Below are 15,819 nucleotides of genomic sequence, written 5' to 3' on the forward strand. Positions count from 1 at the left end.
ATTGTTTTTTCGATTTCTAATTTTATTTTTTCCACTTGTTAATTAATGCTTGCTTTTCATTTTCCGTAATACGAATGACGATCCCGTTTATAACACATCCTATAAATATATTTTTTAGAATCAATAAATAGGTTGGATACTATTCATAAATAAATTCAACTTCATTTCACAAAACGACTCATTTCTGATGCTGCCAATAAAAATGCACCTACACCAAAATCGGCGGTAGAATTTTTATCCACAACTTGTCCTGGAATAGCTTTTTCGCCAATAGGCTGTACATATCCAACGGTTCCATCTGCTTGAAGAGCAAATTCGGTGAGGTAATTCCATGATTTTTGAACTACAGGTAAATAGGTTTCTTTATCCAAGATTCCATTATTGATACCCCATATAAATCCATAAGTGAAAAAGGCCGTTCCGCTGGTTTCTGGCCCTGGAGCATGTTCAGGATCCAAAATACTTCTTGTCCAGTAGCCTTCTTTCTGTTGATTGCTAGCCAAAGTTTTTGCCATCTCCTTAAAACGGTTAATGTATTCTTTTTTATGTTTGGCAGAATTGGGTAAATCTTGAATAATTTTGGCGTAGCCTGCAAAAATCCACCCATCACCTCTAGCCCAAAAGTCTTTTTTTCCATTGGCACTTTTGTGTTTGGGATAGACATATTTAGCATCTCGAAAATACAGTTTTGTTTCATCGTCATACATAATACTATCGGCATGAGTTAAATAAGTGTGCAGTTTTTCTAAATACATTTCATTTCCTGTTATCTTATACAACTTGGTCATAACAGGCATTACCATATACAAACCATCTGCCCACCACCAATAATCATTGGTTTCGGTACTCATTTCATACTCCATTACTTCACGAGCACGAGCAATTTTTTGAAGATCATTTTTACCTGTAAAATTGTATAGATCAATATAGGTTTGAAAACAAATTTGCCAATCTCCAAACAACACATGCTTGTCGGTTTCTCCATAATTGTATTTCCATTCGAGTTTATTATTCGATTTAGCTCCCATCCATTGATTTTTTTCTGCCCAAGCCATAGAATAATCCAAGTATTTTTTGTTTTGGGTCACTTTGTAGGCTTCCATATTTCCGGTATGATATGCGGCTACGTTCCAAAAAGCATTACCCAGTTCAGGATGTGTATCCTGCCAACGACTGTTTACTTTATCAATAATAGCAATTATTTCAGCTTTAGACTGCTTGATTGGTGTTTCCTGCTTTGCAACTACACTTTTACAACTAACAATTCCTAAAGAAAAAATAGTCATCAGGATAAAAAAAGAGTGTTTAAAATTCATAATTATTTAGATTAATTTATTTTTTATTGGAGTAATCGTCTTTATTTTCTTGAATCTAGAGCTAAACATTACTAGTAAATTCAGTAACCGATTTGCCTGTAATTTATTTATTAAAAACTTTAACAACTAATGGATTTTCTATCACTTGAGCTTGATTTTCTAACATAATATCCCAATCTTTAACAGATTGAACTTGACCACTTTTTGTCCAAGCAAAACCAACATAATATACTAAAATGTCTTTCTTTGGCGCTGTGACTACTAAAATATGGCTTTGGTCTGCCACATCCGAATGATGATGTATTGCCCTTTTAACCTCTTTTGGATTAATTACAATACCTTCACCAACAAAGGAGTCGTCTATAGGCTCCCAATGACGAAACGTTCCTTTATCCTTGTCAATTTTTACAGTTCCTTTTTCTTTATGCAGTGTAATTCCCAAAGTATAGTTTGGCAATGCGTTTGATGAACTGATTCTATTTTCAAATTTTGAAAAATTAGAACCCAAATCAATAGAAATTCGTTTGGTTTCACTGACCCCGTATTTACTCCAAGGGGCGTAATTCAATTCAAAAATAGTACGCAGAGGCCCTGTTGCAATTAGTCTGTAATTAATATAGTTTTTAGAAATGTACAAACTATCATTTTCCCAGATTCCTGTACCACCTGCACCTCTACTCATTCCTACATGATACGGATCATATCCCTCTCCGTGATCGATATGATAATATCCTGCCGTTTTAGCATTCTTTGCATACCAAGAATCAATAATAGAATAATTGACTTTTTTTAACCAAATATCAATACCACTAGATAATGTGCCCCCCGAACGACCTTCTTCTGTTAATTGTTGCGCTTTGGGGCCATAAGTACGGAAAGCTACTTTGTCATTTTCCCAAGCAAAATCATCTATTCTTTCTGGAACAAATCGAGCATAGGTTTTAACAGCATTTATTTCTGGATTTTTTTGATCAGATTTTGAATCTAAAAAAAGAGTATAAGTCACTTTAGAATTGGCAGGAACAATAGCTTGAAACAACAATTCATCGGGTGCGCCATCTGAATTATTATCCATTAATTGGGTCACCAATAATTTCCCGCTTTGATCTTTTACAAATAACTCATTATGTTTACTAATTTTAGAAAGGCCTTTATGTTGATTTAAAAGGATACTTACAATTTCTTTCCTTTCAAACTGAAGCTTATTTTCTACAATCACTTTTTTTGTGAAAGGGGTTTTAACAGCAAAACTAGATAGCAAAATTAAAAGTCCCAATAAAGCGATTACTATTTTAAAATTGAATTTCATAAATATATTATATATTTTTAAATATTATTTAAAAAAAACAAAAATAAATAAATACATACACACAATCATACTAGACCCTACCAGATAAAAAATGAAGTGATTTAAACTTTAATTTTATTGAATTTTTTTAAAGCAATTATGATGAATGCTAAATAATTAATCCTGTAACTAATAGTGTGCTTGTTAGTGTGTTGCAGGGATTTTCAAGAATTGATCATTCAATTATTAAGATAATTTTTTTGAAGAATTTCGTTGTATAAGTACAGGTTTCAATAGGATGGTTTCGGCTACAATTGTGTTTGATTTGTTGTTATTTGTGCCAGCAATAAATTTGTCGCTATTTTTCCCATTTCAAAACCAGGTTGGTCAATAGTTGTCAACGAAGGTTCAATAACGAAGAAATGGGTTCATTGCTAAACCCAATAATAGCGATGTCTTCAGGGATTTTGATGCCTTCTTCTTTTAAATATTGCAAGGTACTAATGGCTGCTGTATCATTGGAAGAAAAAAATCCATCAAAGGTATCCTTTGGGAAAGTAATTTTTTGGCACTTTCAATACCGTCTATTTCCATTAGTTTTGAAGGTATAACCAGTTAGCCTATTCAAAAAAGTAAATCAATTGGAGTGTAATACCATTAGTTAATATAGTTTAGTCCAATCATTTTGGTATAAGTTCTTTAGTGCGATATTTCTAACTGGAGATGCAAATTTCTATGGGATATTTTGAAACTGGTTTTGAATTTAAGGTTTCAAATAAGAACTCAAATCAAACGTATGTATTTGTTGTGGAGTATTGGCAATGGGTTTTCTAACGAAAGATTCATTGGTCAAATAAAACAGCTTTCCATCTTTGGTTGCGATTCCTTCTGTTTGATGAAAAGGCATTGAAAGCTTGATTCTTCGTTGGTTGGCCATCGAGAAATTGAAGTTTTTCAAATCGGATATTAAGTATAAAAACGGATGCAAGGTTTTGGTATAACCACAAAGAAAAATTGCTTTTCCAGAATCGAATGCCGTTGCGCCAGTAATTAATCCTTGCACATTCAGGGTTGCTTTTTGTTGGGCAATATGGCTTCCAGGAGTTTTGGGCAACACATAAACAGTGGTTTTGTTTTGGCTCCATTGTTTGCTAAACAAATAAATGCTGTCTTGGGAAACGACAAAAGCCTCGCAGTCAAAATTGGTCGAATTTGATTTTTGTATGCTAAAATCCGTTTGATTGGAATACGAAAAGGAAATGGTGTCTATCACGGGATTGTTCAACAAGAAAGATTTTTTTTCGATTCTCAGAATATGCAAATCGTTTCGGTTGCCTTGAAAATTATTCCCAAAATCGCCAATATAAATGTAACTGCTGTCTTGCGAAATTTCTTCCCAGTCGTTGTTTTTTACTTTTTCGAGTTTGATTTTTTTTTGAATTTTTCCGTTCGAATCCAATCCATAAATCGTGGTGTCGTGGTCGTCGTTGTGTGTCCACAATAGATTGTCGAAAGCCATCAAACCTGAAGTTTCCACTAAAGAATCGCTTAATTTCTGGGAAGTTGCCGCTTTGATTCTGGCGGAAGCATAGACACAACTTCCATTGTTTTCAGTTGCATTTGGGGTGAAATTTTTGGCAAGCGAATCCGTACAGCCCGAAATTTGACTGTAAGTTGAGGTAATACAAAGCAGGAAAAACAGGATTGCTTTTTTCATTTGGTCAAAAGTAAGTTTTTAAAATGAAAGTTGTCGCTAGGAATATTGATTCAAAAAACGGTCACTATCAAAATAATCATTACATTAGACTTGATTTTAAATGTCAGTCGATTTTAATAAAAACAACAAAATATGTTTCATTCAAAAATAGCGGGATTAGGATATTACGTTCCTTCAAATATTGTCACCAATGACGATTTGTCCAAAATAATGGATACCAATGACGAATGGATTCAGGAAAGAACCGGAATACAGGAGCGAAGACACATCAGACCGGGCGAAGACACCACGACAACAATGGGAGTGAAAGCGGCTAAAATAGCCATTGAACGTTCTGGTGTTGCCAAAGAAGACATCGATTTCATCATTTTTGCCACATTGAGTCCCGATTATTATTTTCCTGGGCCAGGAGTTTTGGTACAACGAGATTTGGGTCTTAGAACCGTTGGAGCATTAGATATCCGGAATCAATGTTCCGGTTTTGTGTATGCGATTTCGGTTGCCGACCAATACATCAAAACGGGAATGTACAAAAATATTTTGGTCATTGGTTCCGAAGTGCAATCGACGGGATTGGACATGACCGATCGTGGTCGCAGTGTTTCGGTGATTTTTGGTGATGGAGCTGGAGCAGCCGTTTTGAGCAGGGAAGAAGACGAATCGAAAGGAATTTTGTCCACACATTTGCATTCCGAAGGGCAACACGCCGAAGAATTAATTGTAAAAGCACCCGGAATGGGAGGGCGCTGGGTTACCGATATTCTGTCAGACCATAATCCGGATGACGAAAGTTATTTTCCCTATATGAACGGTCAATTTGTGTTCAAAAATGCCGTAGTTCGTTTTGCCGAAGTTATCAACGAAGGCTTGGAAGCCAATAATTTAGAGGTTTCGGATATCAATATGTTGATTCCACATCAGGCTAATTTGAGGATTTCCCAATTCATTCAAAAGAAATTCGGCTTGAATGACGACCAAGTTTTTAGCAACATCCAAAAATATGGAAACACGACCGCAGCCTCGATTCCGATTGCCTTGACCGAAGCTTGGGAGCAAGGGAAAATCAAGTCGGGCGACCTAGTGGTTTTGGCCGCTTTTGGCAGTGGATTTACTTGGGGAAGCGTTATTATTAGGTGGTAAAATAGATGAAAGCATAAAATGGCAGCCTCGAAGAAATCCACTTCGAGGTTTTTTATTTTTATTATAAATCGGATTTATTTTGATTTTGTATTCCAAAAATATATAATTTTAACAAGGTTTTACACTTCAATAAAACACCCATTTCCAATGAAAAAAATCGTTTTGTTTGTCTTTGTTTTTTGTTTGTTTTTATCTTGTTCCAAAAAAGAAAACAAGGTTGAAAATGTGGAAAAAGCTTTTTATTACTGGAAAAGCAATGATAATTATGGTAGCCTAATAAGTGCTCAAATCAGTAAAGCGAAAGTAAAAAAAATATACTTTAAGCTTTTTGAAGTGGATTACATCGAAACGATGGGCAATTTTCCTTATGAAAAAAACAAACCCAGTGAGTATGATTTTCGTGATTTGGATTCGTTGACCATTGTACCAACGGTTTTTATAAAGAATGAAATTTTTCAATACAATACCGAAAAATCATTGGATAAATTGGCCGACAATATTGTTTTTCTGGTAGACAAATACTATAAAGGGAGTGATCAATCCGAAATCCAGATTGATTGTGATTGGACAAAATCGACTAAGGATAAATATTTCTATTTGTTGAAAAAAATTAAGGAATTCTCCAAGAAAGAAATCAGTTGCACGCTTCGTTTGTATCCGTACAAATATCCCGATATTATGGGCGTTCCACCTGTAGATAAAGCAATGTTGATGTGTTATAATTTGATAAAACCATTGTCCAACAAAGACAAAAATTCTATTTTAGACCTAGCTGAATTAAAATCCTATTTGAATGAAAGACGCAGTTATCCCCTGCATTTGGATGTGGCTTTACCGGTTTTTTATTGGACACAATGGTATCAAAACAATCGATTTTCGGGATTGTTGAATATCAATTCGGCGGATATTGCTGGGTTTACAAAGGAAGTCAAACCAATGTGGTATGAAGTAACGAAAGACACTACTTATAATTACAATTCCTATTTCAAAAAAGGAAACCAAATCAAATGCGAAGAAGTTTCGGTTGCAACTATCAACGAAGCGATTTCAATCATTAAAAAGAACGTCGAATTAGACAAAAACACGACCATTTCCTTATTTCATTTAGACGATAGCACTTTCAAAAAATACAGCAATGAAGAAATTTCTAGTTTTTACAGTTCTTTTAGTAAGTAGTTTCAAAAGTCTGGCTTGTGGCTATTCGCCTTATGGTGAGGATGTTCGGTATTGCTTGTTCAAGGCTGAATATTTCAGCTATTCTCACTACAAAGCGTTTTATTATAATGCCAATTTATGGGGATTTGATTACGATCAAAATCCTAATAATTACAAAATGAATATTGATGCTAATATTTTGGATTGGTACAATTTTACCAATAAAAAGGTAAGTATTGAAAGTATTGAGGATTTTAATAATAATTTGACACTTACGGATATTCATCCCAAAAGCAAGAATGAATTTATCCACTATTTGTATCAAAACAAGAAAACAGCTGCGATTGAATATTTGAAAATGGCCAAGAATTGCGAAGCCGTAAACAATGTGATTGAGGATGATACTTGGGAACGAAATGAGGTTGCCAATACCAATGATAGATCTGTTTTGTTAAATAAATTAGTTCAAATCACAGAAAAAGAAAAAAATGTTTATTTCAAACGGAAGTATGCTTTTTTGACGATTCGATTGGCGTATTATGCTGGAGAAAAGGATATTATTAAAGCTGTTTTTGGTGCTAATTTTAATTTTGGACCAAAAGATTACCTCTACAATTGGAGTTTGTTTTTTCGCGCTTTTACAAAATCAAATGCCGATGCGATGATTGATGTTGCTAATTTGATGGCAAATTGTCCCGAAAAAACATATGCTAGTTATTATTATTTTCACGAAGGATTTAAAATAGAAGAAGCTTTGCAACAAGCCAAAAACAAAGTCGAAATTGCCAATGTATATGCTTATGCTTCTATCCAAAAAGTGGATAAAAATTTAGAATATTTGAAAGAGATTTATAAAAATAATCCAAAAGCTGAAATTCTAGGATTTTTGTTGTTGCGGGAAATCAATAAAATAGAGGATTGGGTTTATACACCTTATTACACCAATTATTTGCCATCAACGGTATATGATCCTTGGACTGATAATAGTGATAAAACCACCACCGAAACGCTTAGAACTCGTTCTGAAAACGACCGACTGTATGCGCAGGAAGTTTTGGATTTTATACAATCAATAGATTCGAAGACGACTCAAAATCCTTTGGTTTGGGAAGCGGCTCAAATCAATTTGCAATTTATCACCCGTAAATATGACGATTGTTTACAGCAAATTGCCTCGTTTGAGAAGTTGCATAAATCTGAAAAAGTTTCAGAAGAAATCGAGAAAATAAAAGCACTTTGTATTACAGCGAATCAAGAAAACGGAAAAGCTGTGATAAAACCCGAAATTCAAAATACAATTTTAAAATTCAAAAACGATGAACGTTTTATTTTTGCCTTAGGAAGAGAATTAGAGTTTAAAGGAAATATAACCGATGGAATTGCTTTGATTTCGTTGTTGGAAGACGACTATTCTTATGGGCTAGATGATGTAGAATGGCAAGGCAATCGTCTTCAAACTTCGGGGAATTTTCAAGTGTTTTATACTTATTTCGATTATTTGGATTTTGTGTATTCTGCCAAGGATTTGCAAGCTATTGTAGGTAAGTTAAAATCAGGTTTTGCCACAGATTTCGAAAAAACTATTTACGCAAAATTGCTAAAAGACAAAGATTATTTGACCGATTTATTAGGAACCAAATACATTCGAGAAAATCAATTGGATAAGGCTATAATCACTTTTAAATCATTGGACAAAAACTATTGGGAGGATAATTACAATGCCTGGGAAAGAGGGAATTATGGTGATGATTATACTTTTGACGAAAATCCATTCTACGATTTTAAATACACCGAAGGATTTATAGAGCATAAAGAAAAATTCATCGTGACCAAACTTTCCGTGACCGAACATTTGATAAAATACATCAATCTAGCATACAATTCGAAGACCAAAGACCGAGATTATTACTATTTTCTTTTGGCAAATTGCTATTACAATATGTCGGATTACGGCAATTCGTGGATGATGCGTCGTTATTCGAGCAGTTCGTCTTATTATGGACAAGAATATGAAAATGAATCCTATATTGACGAGATTGAATACAGAAATAAAATTAAGGCTGTTACTTATTATAAATTGGCTTATCAAAATGCCAAGACAGCCAAATTCAAAGCACTCTGCTTGCGATTGATGGATTATGTACAAAAAAATGAATATAGTGATTCGAAAAGAGTTGCTGCTCAATTTCCCGAATTCAAATCTGATTTATCAGGCTGCGAAAATTTAGCCAATTATTTTAAATCTAGAAGATAAAATGGGATTTCTGTTGTTTTTACCTTACTATCTTTTCAAACTAAAATGCGATTTGAAGACTTTTGAAGTTTCTTTTTCGTCATAATTTACCGTGAACCAATAATCGGTGGAGGGCAAAGGTTGTCCGTTGTACATTCCGTTCCAACCTCCCGTTGCAGGCGATATTTCCTTGAGTAATTTTCCGTAGCGGTCAAAAATGAATATCGGCGCATTGGGATTCGTGGACAACAGATGGCGAATATTCCAGGTTTCATTAAAGCCGTCACCATTTGGAGTGAAAAATTTGGGGTAATTGATGATTACGGCATTTATGGAGGCTGGATCACAATGTCCGTTCTTGTCCCTAACCGAAATAATATGTTCGCCCGGTCTTACATTCGTATATTGATTGCTGTCTTGATACGGAAAATCGTCCAGTTTGTATTCATAATTCCCGGAGCCGACACCCAAAACATTTACCAAGATAAAAGTTGGATTTTCAAAGGCATCACTGTACGTAATTTCAAGGTAGGGTGCATATTTGGAGACTTTGGTTGCAGCTGTATTGACGCAAGTTGTGGTCGTGTTTGTTATTGTAACGGCATAATCACCAATTTGGCTGGTGGTAATCGATGCCGTGTTGCCACCAAAAGGATTCCCGTCCAATGTCCATTCAAATAAATAATTGGCTCCTGAAATTCCCGTGTCAATTGTTGCAGGGTTCAATAAAGTGCCAGTTTGATAATCTTCACAAATGAAATATTCCGAATCTAATTGAGGATTGGGTAACGGATTCACGATTAATTTTAATTCGACAACGTCAAAGCAAGAATTTGGTATCGTATTGTTGGCCACTCGAATCCAAACACTGTCTGTAAATGGATTGTCGTTTTGGTATGTGGCTGGATTTGCAATAGGAACCGCGTTGATGTCATTGGCTGCAGCCGCATCATTATAAAATGTCAGCGTAAAGTTGGCATCGGGCGTTTGTCCGTTTAATGCTTGGTTTCTAATGGATAAAGCGGTCAAATCAAATTGGAAAATACCGTCGTTTGCGCCAAAAGTATCACAGGTTTCTAAATTATTGACAGGGTTGGCAATAGGTTTTGGAGCAATGGTAATACTGAATGGATTTTCGTCGCTGCAATTCAATCGGTCGCCGGTTTCGTAATAAATATAATACGTGGGCAAAACTGTTGCTGGAGTTACCGTGGTGCCGGGCGGAATTATGTTTCCACCGCCCAAAGGACCTCCGGGTGCGTCATAATAAAAATTGTTTGCAGTTGGCAATGGCGGGAAAGTAAAACTGTTGCAATAAGTCAATTGCGTCGGAATTGGATCGGCCTCAACGCCATTAATGGAAATGTCGAAAAAGTTTTCCGAATAACAAAAAGGGTCGTTGGGATGTGCCGCATAAATGTAAATCCTGTTGTTGGCACTGATGACACTTCCCGCAGCCAATGGATCCAAGCCATTTGGATTGTCGTAATAATTTCCATTGGATAGCGGAGTCAAAACATAGGAAGTACATTGTTCTACATTGGCTCTCGAATCTATCACGGGTTTTTGATTAATGGTAATCAGCCAAGTTTTTTCATTGTAGCAGCCCGCAGTTGTTGCCGATGGTTTGTAAATATATACCGTTGTCGTGGTAGTTATGCTGTCAACATTTGGGATTAATTTGATATTTCCGGGAGTTGTTGGTCCTCCGGGCATAGTATAATATTCGCCGCCATCCACTTGAACAGGCAACAGGAAACTGGCGCAAGCTGTTGCATTTACGGGAGCATTTAGAAAAGGTGCATTTATCGTGATTTTGAAAAAATCATCATCCGTACAATTCGGTGTTCCTGCTCCGGGAACATAAGTATATACCGTGGTGGTTTGCGAAATGACTCCCGGCGGTATTATGTTTCCGCCACCATTAGGGGCATCGCGGTATTCGCCAACTGGTGCCGGCGGAAGATTATACGATATGCAACGGTTTATGTCAGTCAAGTCCAAGGTGTTGATGTAAACCGTGAAGACGGTATCAGGCGTTCTACACCCATTATTAATTGCGAAAACATAAAGCGTTGTCGTAGTGGTTATGGGCGAAACGGCTGGAGTGTATATTCCAGTTACGGCATCAAAAGTGTAATAATCGCCGACGGCCAATGGGGGCAAATTATAGGAAGTGCAATCAAAAGCATTTGCAATTGGGGCAATCGTGGGCGTAACGTTTATCGTAATATTGAATTGACTTTCAAGAATACAAGGATTGGCAAGATCTGACGATGAAAAATAGGTGTAAATTGTTGTCGTTCCGGGAGTTGTTAGGGTAGTTCCGCCAGAAAGTTCGGTTCCACCGCCACTTGGTCCACCGGGTAAAGTAAAATAGCGCAACCCAAAAAAGGTCGCAGGTAATTGATATTGGTCACAAACGGTTATGTCGGTTGGTTTTACATCCAATGGTGTAATTATTCTTATATTGAAATTGCTCTCAAACGGACAACTTGGAGTTCCAGCCGTTGTACTGTAAACGTATACGGTTTGATCCGTTGTAATTACATCGCCGGCATTCAGCATTGGCAAACCTTGATTGGGCCCCGAATAATAGTTTCCGGGATTGACAAGTGCAGGCAAAGTGTAACTGTTGCAAACATACTGATTGGAAAGTTGGTCTAAAGTTGGTCTTGGAATAACGATTAGATTAAAACTAGTCGTGTTGAAACAGCCGGGATTGGTCGTGGTCTGGATTCTTGCAAATATCGGCGTATTGCCTGAAGTATAGGGAACCGTGGAATCTATTCGATTAATTCCCGCACTGGCATCGGCTGAATTTCCATAATAAGAAACATCATATATTGCAGTTGATTGTCCTCCCAAAATTGTGGCGGTTTGTGAAGCAAGATTAAAATTGGCAGTATTTGTGCCTGCGGATGTTTCGCATAAAGTCAAATCACCGGGATTATTGGCAACAGGTGGTGGCGCAAGATCTAATTGAAATGTCTTGGTGATTACACAATTTGTCGTTGTATTTCTAATTCTAGTCCAAATCGTGGCCGGTAAACTGCCAATGGCAATGGTATAATTGTTCGGCAACGGATTATTATCCAAGGCGGCATCCGCCAAAGAGGAGTGATAGCTGATTTGGGTTCCGGGCACATTGACAATTGGGGTATTGAAAGCCAAATCATAAGTAAAACTAGCTAATCCCGAATTGCATTGAAATAAATCCGCAGGATCGGGAGTGGTTATCGGGGCATTGTATTCAACGTTTATAAAATCAGTGGTAACGGGACAATTTGTTGCTATAATGGTATAAGTAAGTCCATAAGTTCCGGGTTGGGTTATCGTCAAATCAGGGGTGTTTCCACCAATGGAATTTCCGTTAAATGTCCATGCAAAAGAATAAATAGCCGGATTCAAGCCCGAAACAAGAGTGTGTGGGCCATTGTCACAAATTGCCGTATTGCCTGCCACGGTCAAGTCTGGACCCAAAACATCTTGACCCACATTGAAACTGTTTGCTCCCAAAAATATGGCAGAATCGGCTTGATTATCCTGCCTGTCGGCAATTACAAGTTTTATGTGATAGGTTGTATTTGGAACTAAAGTAGTTGACGAAGCGCTCATAGAAACGGTTTGTCCATTAAAATTTGTTGCCGAACCCGCAGCGTTTGAACCTCCATTAAACGTTCCAAAATAAGCCGGGTTTTGTGAAGAACAAGAGGAATTGTACAATGAATTCCTGATGGTAACGACAGAAATTGGAGTTGTGGTATTGGGTATAACTGCCAAATTGGTTGTAACTCCAGTCGCTGTATTGGTGAGCAAAAACGCAAAAGCATCGGAAAATTGGCATTGAAAATTGCCGTATTCTTCAGAAGCGAATAAAAAATTGAAGTCGAAGTTGGACGAAAAAGGCACAAAGTCAAATTCCAGAACCGTGGCATTGGTCGAATTCATCGTGATTCCGGCAGCCAGAAGCGTGGCTTCCAAATCGGAGTCGCCAGTCCAAGAAGCATTGCCGTCGTTGAGTTGACTGGTGTTTGGCCCAGCCGCGTTTGCCACATTTCCGGTGCTCAAAATAACACCGCTTGACAAAGGGAACGCAGGATTTGTATTGGAAAAATACCCAATTCCGTTTGACGAACCAAATCCATTTGAGTTTCCTGTTCTCCAAGTAATGTTGCTTACCGGAACACAAGTTTTGTTGACCAAAACATCGGTAACCAGTTCCGGAACGGTATAAGTATTTGTGTCCACGCTAATAGCCTGAGAAAAACATCCTATCCAAAAGAATGAAATGATGAGAGACAGGCTTTTTTTCATAAAGAAACAGATTTGGGGTAAAAATACAAATAAATCGATTGAAAGCTAAATTTCACCGATGTAATGCAAGTTACGATTTTTATAAAAACCTAAAAATAATTTTAAAACAGGTTTCGAAATTAGTTGACATGAAGTATCAAACTAAAGTATAAAAACTGCTGATTATTTCATATTATTCTAAAACAATTATCTCTCTTAAAACCCTATATTTGCACACTTAAAATTAGTACAAAAATGACCTTATCACAGATTCTTACGCCCTCCATAGAAAAAGCGGTACAAACTTTATTTGATGTTACCATAGACAAAGTTGAATTTCAAAGCACTCGAAAAGAGTTTGAAGGCGACATCACGATGGTAATTTTTCCATTATTGAAAGTCATCAAAAGCAATCCGGTAGAATTAGGAAATAAAATAGGAACCTATTTAGTCGAAAATGTAGCCGAAGTGAGCCGTTTCAACGTGGTTTCAGGTTTCTTGAATATCGTTATTTCAGACGAATATTATTTGAATTTTTTCAACGAAATCCGGAAAAACGAAAAATTTGGTTTCGTGACTCCAAATCCCGAAGACAAGGCGATTATGGTCGAATATTCTTCGCCAAACACCAATAAACCTTTGCATTTAGGTCACGTTCGCAACAATCTTCTAGGGTATTCCGTTGCCGAAATCATCAAGGCTTCAGGCAAAAAAGTCTATAAAACACAAATCATCAACGACCGTGGAATTCATATTTGCAAGTCGATGTTGGCTTGGCAAAAATTCGGAAACGGAGAAACTCCGGAATCAACAGGCTTAAAAGGAGATAAATTAGTAGGGAATTATTATGTGGCTTTCGACAAAGCCTATAAAGAAGAAATAAACCAATTAATTGCCCAAGGAAAAACAGAAGACGAAGCCAAAAAGCAAGCTCCAATTATTCTTGAAGCCCAAGAAATGCTTTTGAAATGGGAAGCTGGCGATGAAGAAGTAATCACACTTTGGAAAATGATGAACCAATGGGTTTATGATGGTTTTGCCGAAACTTACAAAAATTTGGGAGTCGATTTCGATACATATTATTACGAAAGCAATACCTATTTGCTAGGAAAAGACGTGGTTCAAATTGGATTGGAAAAAGGCATTTTCGAAAAAGATCCAGATGGTTCGGTTTGGATTGACTTGACCGACGAAGGACTGGACAGAAAAATCGTCTTGCGCTCCGACGGAACTGCGGTTTACATGACCCAAGACATTGGAACCGCCATTCAGCGCGTGAAAGATTTTCCTGATGTTGGCGGAATGGTTTATACTGTTGGAAACGAGCAGGATTACCACTTCAAAGTGTTGTTTTTGATCTTGAAAAAATTAGGTTTCGAATGGTCGAAAAATCTCTATCATTTGTCTTATGGAATGGTCGATTTGCCATCCGGAAAAATGAAATCCAGGGAAGGAACCGTTGTCGATGCCGATGATTTGATGCAGGAAATGACCGATACCGCCCAAAAAATTGCCGAAGATTTAGGAAAACTAGACGAATATTCAGCCGAAGAAAAATCCAAATTGTACAAAACCATTGGATTGGGTGCCTTGAAATATTATATTTTGAAAGTAGATCCCAAAAAACGAATTCTTTTCGATCCCGCTGAATCGGTTGATTTTGCTGGAAACACGGGTTCGTTTATTCAATATACGTATGCCAGAATCCAGTCGATTATTCGCAAAGCCAATTTCGATTTTGTGTCTCCAAGTGGAGTTGAGGTGTTGCACGAAAAGGAAAAAGAATTGGTCAAACAACTCGAATTGTTTCCTGAAGTAATCCAAAATGCGGCGCAAAATCACAGTCCTGCCTTGATTGCGAATTATACGTATGATTTGGTTCGTGAGTACAACTCGTTTTATCAAGCCGTTTCCATTTTGGGAGAGGAAGATTTGAATAAAAAAATATTCCGAGTGCAACTTTCGAAAAAGGTGGCCGACACCATTGCATTGGCCTTTCGATTATTGGGAATAGATGTTCCGGAAAGGATGTAATTTTTTTGAAAATAATTTAAAAAAAAGAGGCTGTCTAAAAATTTAGACAGCCTCTTTTTTAAATTAATTTTAACCTAAATTAATGGTGAAGCAATTTTTAATTCATTGCCAATGTTTTGGTTATTTTAGTGATTTCACCAATTGAAGTAATCAATATATTTTGAATTTGATTATCTTTTTCAAGTTTTAAATAGTATGCTTTTTTCAATATTTGCCCTTTTTGTTGGGAATATTCAAATTTGCTTTTTGTAATTTTCCACTCGGGATATGAAATATAAACAGAATTGATAATTTCTCTCGGCAATTCTACATTTACATATTTTTCGGAAACAAACTTTAGCATCCCTTTTTCATTGTAAGTTGCTACCAAGGAACCCTTTTTGTTTTCTAAAGTCACCAAGTATTCGTCGAAATTTTTGCATTCATCATCCACTTTATAGGAAAGGAATTCGTTTTGAATGTTTCTGACAGCTGCATCAGGATTGTTGTCCGGAGTGTATTTTGACAAATCTTTTTTGGCTGGTGAAATTACTACTTCGGGTAATTTTTCAATTTTTAAAGTTTCTGGTTTTTTGTCTTGTGAATAGGATGCTGTAAAGAAACAGAAGCATAGAGCGAAGGTGATAATTGTTTTCATGAT

10 protein-coding genes are annotated in these 15,819 nt (G+C 36.6%); 4 read left to right on the forward strand and 6 right to left on the reverse strand.

Annotated features, from left to right (window positions below; translation table 11 throughout):
* Positions 1–161 precede the first annotated feature (161 nt).
* The 4 genes from OZP13_RS02780 to OZP13_RS02795 form a co-directional block, all read right to left on the reverse strand.
* Positions 162–1,316, reverse strand: coding sequence for a glycoside hydrolase family 88/105 protein (locus OZP13_RS02780; RefSeq protein ID WP_281298582.1), 1,155 nt, complete (start codon positions 1,314–1,316; stop codon positions 162–164).
* Between the two features lie 103 nt (positions 1,317–1,419).
* Positions 1,420–2,625, reverse strand: coding sequence for a BT3233 family polysaccharide utilization protein (locus OZP13_RS02785; RefSeq protein WP_281298583.1), 1,206 nt, complete (start codon positions 2,623–2,625; stop codon positions 1,420–1,422).
* Positions 2,626–3,001: 376 nt separating this feature from the next.
* Positions 3,002–3,100 (reverse strand): substrate-binding domain-containing protein, encoded by a 99-nt coding sequence (locus OZP13_RS02790; protein WP_269242208.1) that lies wholly within the window; start codon positions 3,098–3,100, stop codon positions 3,002–3,004.
* A 267-nt stretch (positions 3,101–3,367) separates the two neighbouring features.
* Positions 3,368–4,321, reverse strand: a complete 954-nt coding sequence (locus OZP13_RS02795) for a T9SS C-terminal target domain-containing protein (RefSeq protein ID WP_269242209.1) — start codon at positions 4,319–4,321, stop codon at positions 3,368–3,370.
* Between the two features lie 132 nt (positions 4,322–4,453).
* Between OZP13_RS02795 and OZP13_RS02800 the strand changes: the two genes are divergently transcribed.
* The 3 genes from OZP13_RS02800 to OZP13_RS02810 all read left to right on the forward strand — a co-directional run bounded on the left by OZP13_RS02800 (position 4,454) and on the right by OZP13_RS02810 (position 8,870).
* Entirely contained in the window at positions 4,454–5,461 is a 1,008-nt protein-coding gene (locus OZP13_RS02800) for a 3-oxoacyl-ACP synthase III family protein (protein ID WP_269242211.1), read from the forward strand.
* A gap of 147 nt (positions 5,462–5,608) precedes the next feature.
* On the forward strand, positions 5,609–6,637 hold the full coding sequence (locus tag OZP13_RS02805) for a hypothetical protein (protein ID WP_269242212.1): 1,029 nt from the start codon (positions 5,609–5,611) through the stop codon (positions 6,635–6,637).
* A complete protein-coding gene (locus tag OZP13_RS02810; RefSeq protein WP_281298584.1) occupies positions 6,597–8,870 on the forward strand; it encodes a hypothetical protein in 2,274 nt (757 codons plus the stop codon). Before OZP13_RS02805 ends, OZP13_RS02810 begins: the two co-directional genes overlap by 41 nt.
* A 27-nt stretch (positions 8,871–8,897) precedes the next feature.
* Here OZP13_RS02810 and OZP13_RS02815 read toward each other — a convergent pair whose 3' ends face one another.
* Entirely contained in the window at positions 8,898–13,166 is a 4,269-nt protein-coding gene (locus OZP13_RS02815) for a T9SS type B sorting domain-containing protein (RefSeq protein WP_281298585.1), read from the reverse strand.
* Positions 13,167–13,400: 234 nt separating this feature from the next.
* On the opposite strand from OZP13_RS02815, the gene argS reads away from it, so the two are divergent.
* Complete coding sequence (gene argS / locus OZP13_RS02820; RefSeq protein WP_281298586.1) at positions 13,401–15,179, forward strand: arginine--tRNA ligase; 1,779 nt, start codon at positions 13,401–13,403, stop codon at positions 15,177–15,179.
* A 97-nt stretch (positions 15,180–15,276) separates the two neighbouring features.
* On the opposite strand, the gene OZP13_RS02825 is transcribed toward argS, so the two are convergent.
* On the reverse strand, positions 15,277–15,816 hold the full coding sequence (locus tag OZP13_RS02825; protein ID WP_269242221.1) for a hypothetical protein: 540 nt from the start codon (positions 15,814–15,816) through the stop codon (positions 15,277–15,279).
* Positions 15,817–15,819: the final 3 nt, after the last annotated feature.

Source organism: Flavobacterium limnophilum (assembly GCF_027111315.2).
Lineage (GTDB): Bacteria > Bacteroidota > Bacteroidia > Flavobacteriales > Flavobacteriaceae > Flavobacterium > Flavobacterium limnophilum.

Coding starts and splice junctions, on each gene's coding strand:
- OZP13_RS02800 (WP_269242211.1), top strand. CDS start 4,454: ATGTTTCATTCAAAAATAGCGGGATTAGGATATTACGTTCCTTCAAAT.
- OZP13_RS02805 (WP_269242212.1), top strand. CDS start 5,609: ATGAAAAAAATCGTTTTGTTTGTCTTTGTTTTTTGTTTGTTTTTATCT.
- OZP13_RS02780 (WP_281298582.1), bottom strand. CDS start 1,316: ATGAATTTTAAACACTCTTTTTTTATCCTGATGACTATTTTTTCTTTA.
- OZP13_RS02785 (WP_281298583.1), bottom strand. CDS start 2,625: ATGAAATTCAATTTTAAAATAGTAATCGCTTTATTGGGACTTTTAATT.
- OZP13_RS02815 (WP_281298585.1), bottom strand. CDS start 13,166: ATGAAAAAAAGCCTGTCTCTCATCATTTCATTCTTTTGGATAGGATGT.
- argS (WP_281298586.1), top strand. CDS start 13,401: ATGACCTTATCACAGATTCTTACGCCCTCCATAGAAAAAGCGGTACAA.
- OZP13_RS02795 (WP_269242209.1), bottom strand. CDS start 4,321: ATGAAAAAAGCAATCCTGTTTTTCCTGCTTTGTATTACCTCAACTTAC.
- OZP13_RS02825 (WP_269242221.1), bottom strand. CDS start 15,816: ATGAAAACAATTATCACCTTCGCTCTATGCTTCTGTTTCTTTACAGCA.
- OZP13_RS02810 (WP_281298584.1), top strand. CDS start 6,597: ATGAAGAAATTTCTAGTTTTTACAGTTCTTTTAGTAAGTAGTTTCAAA.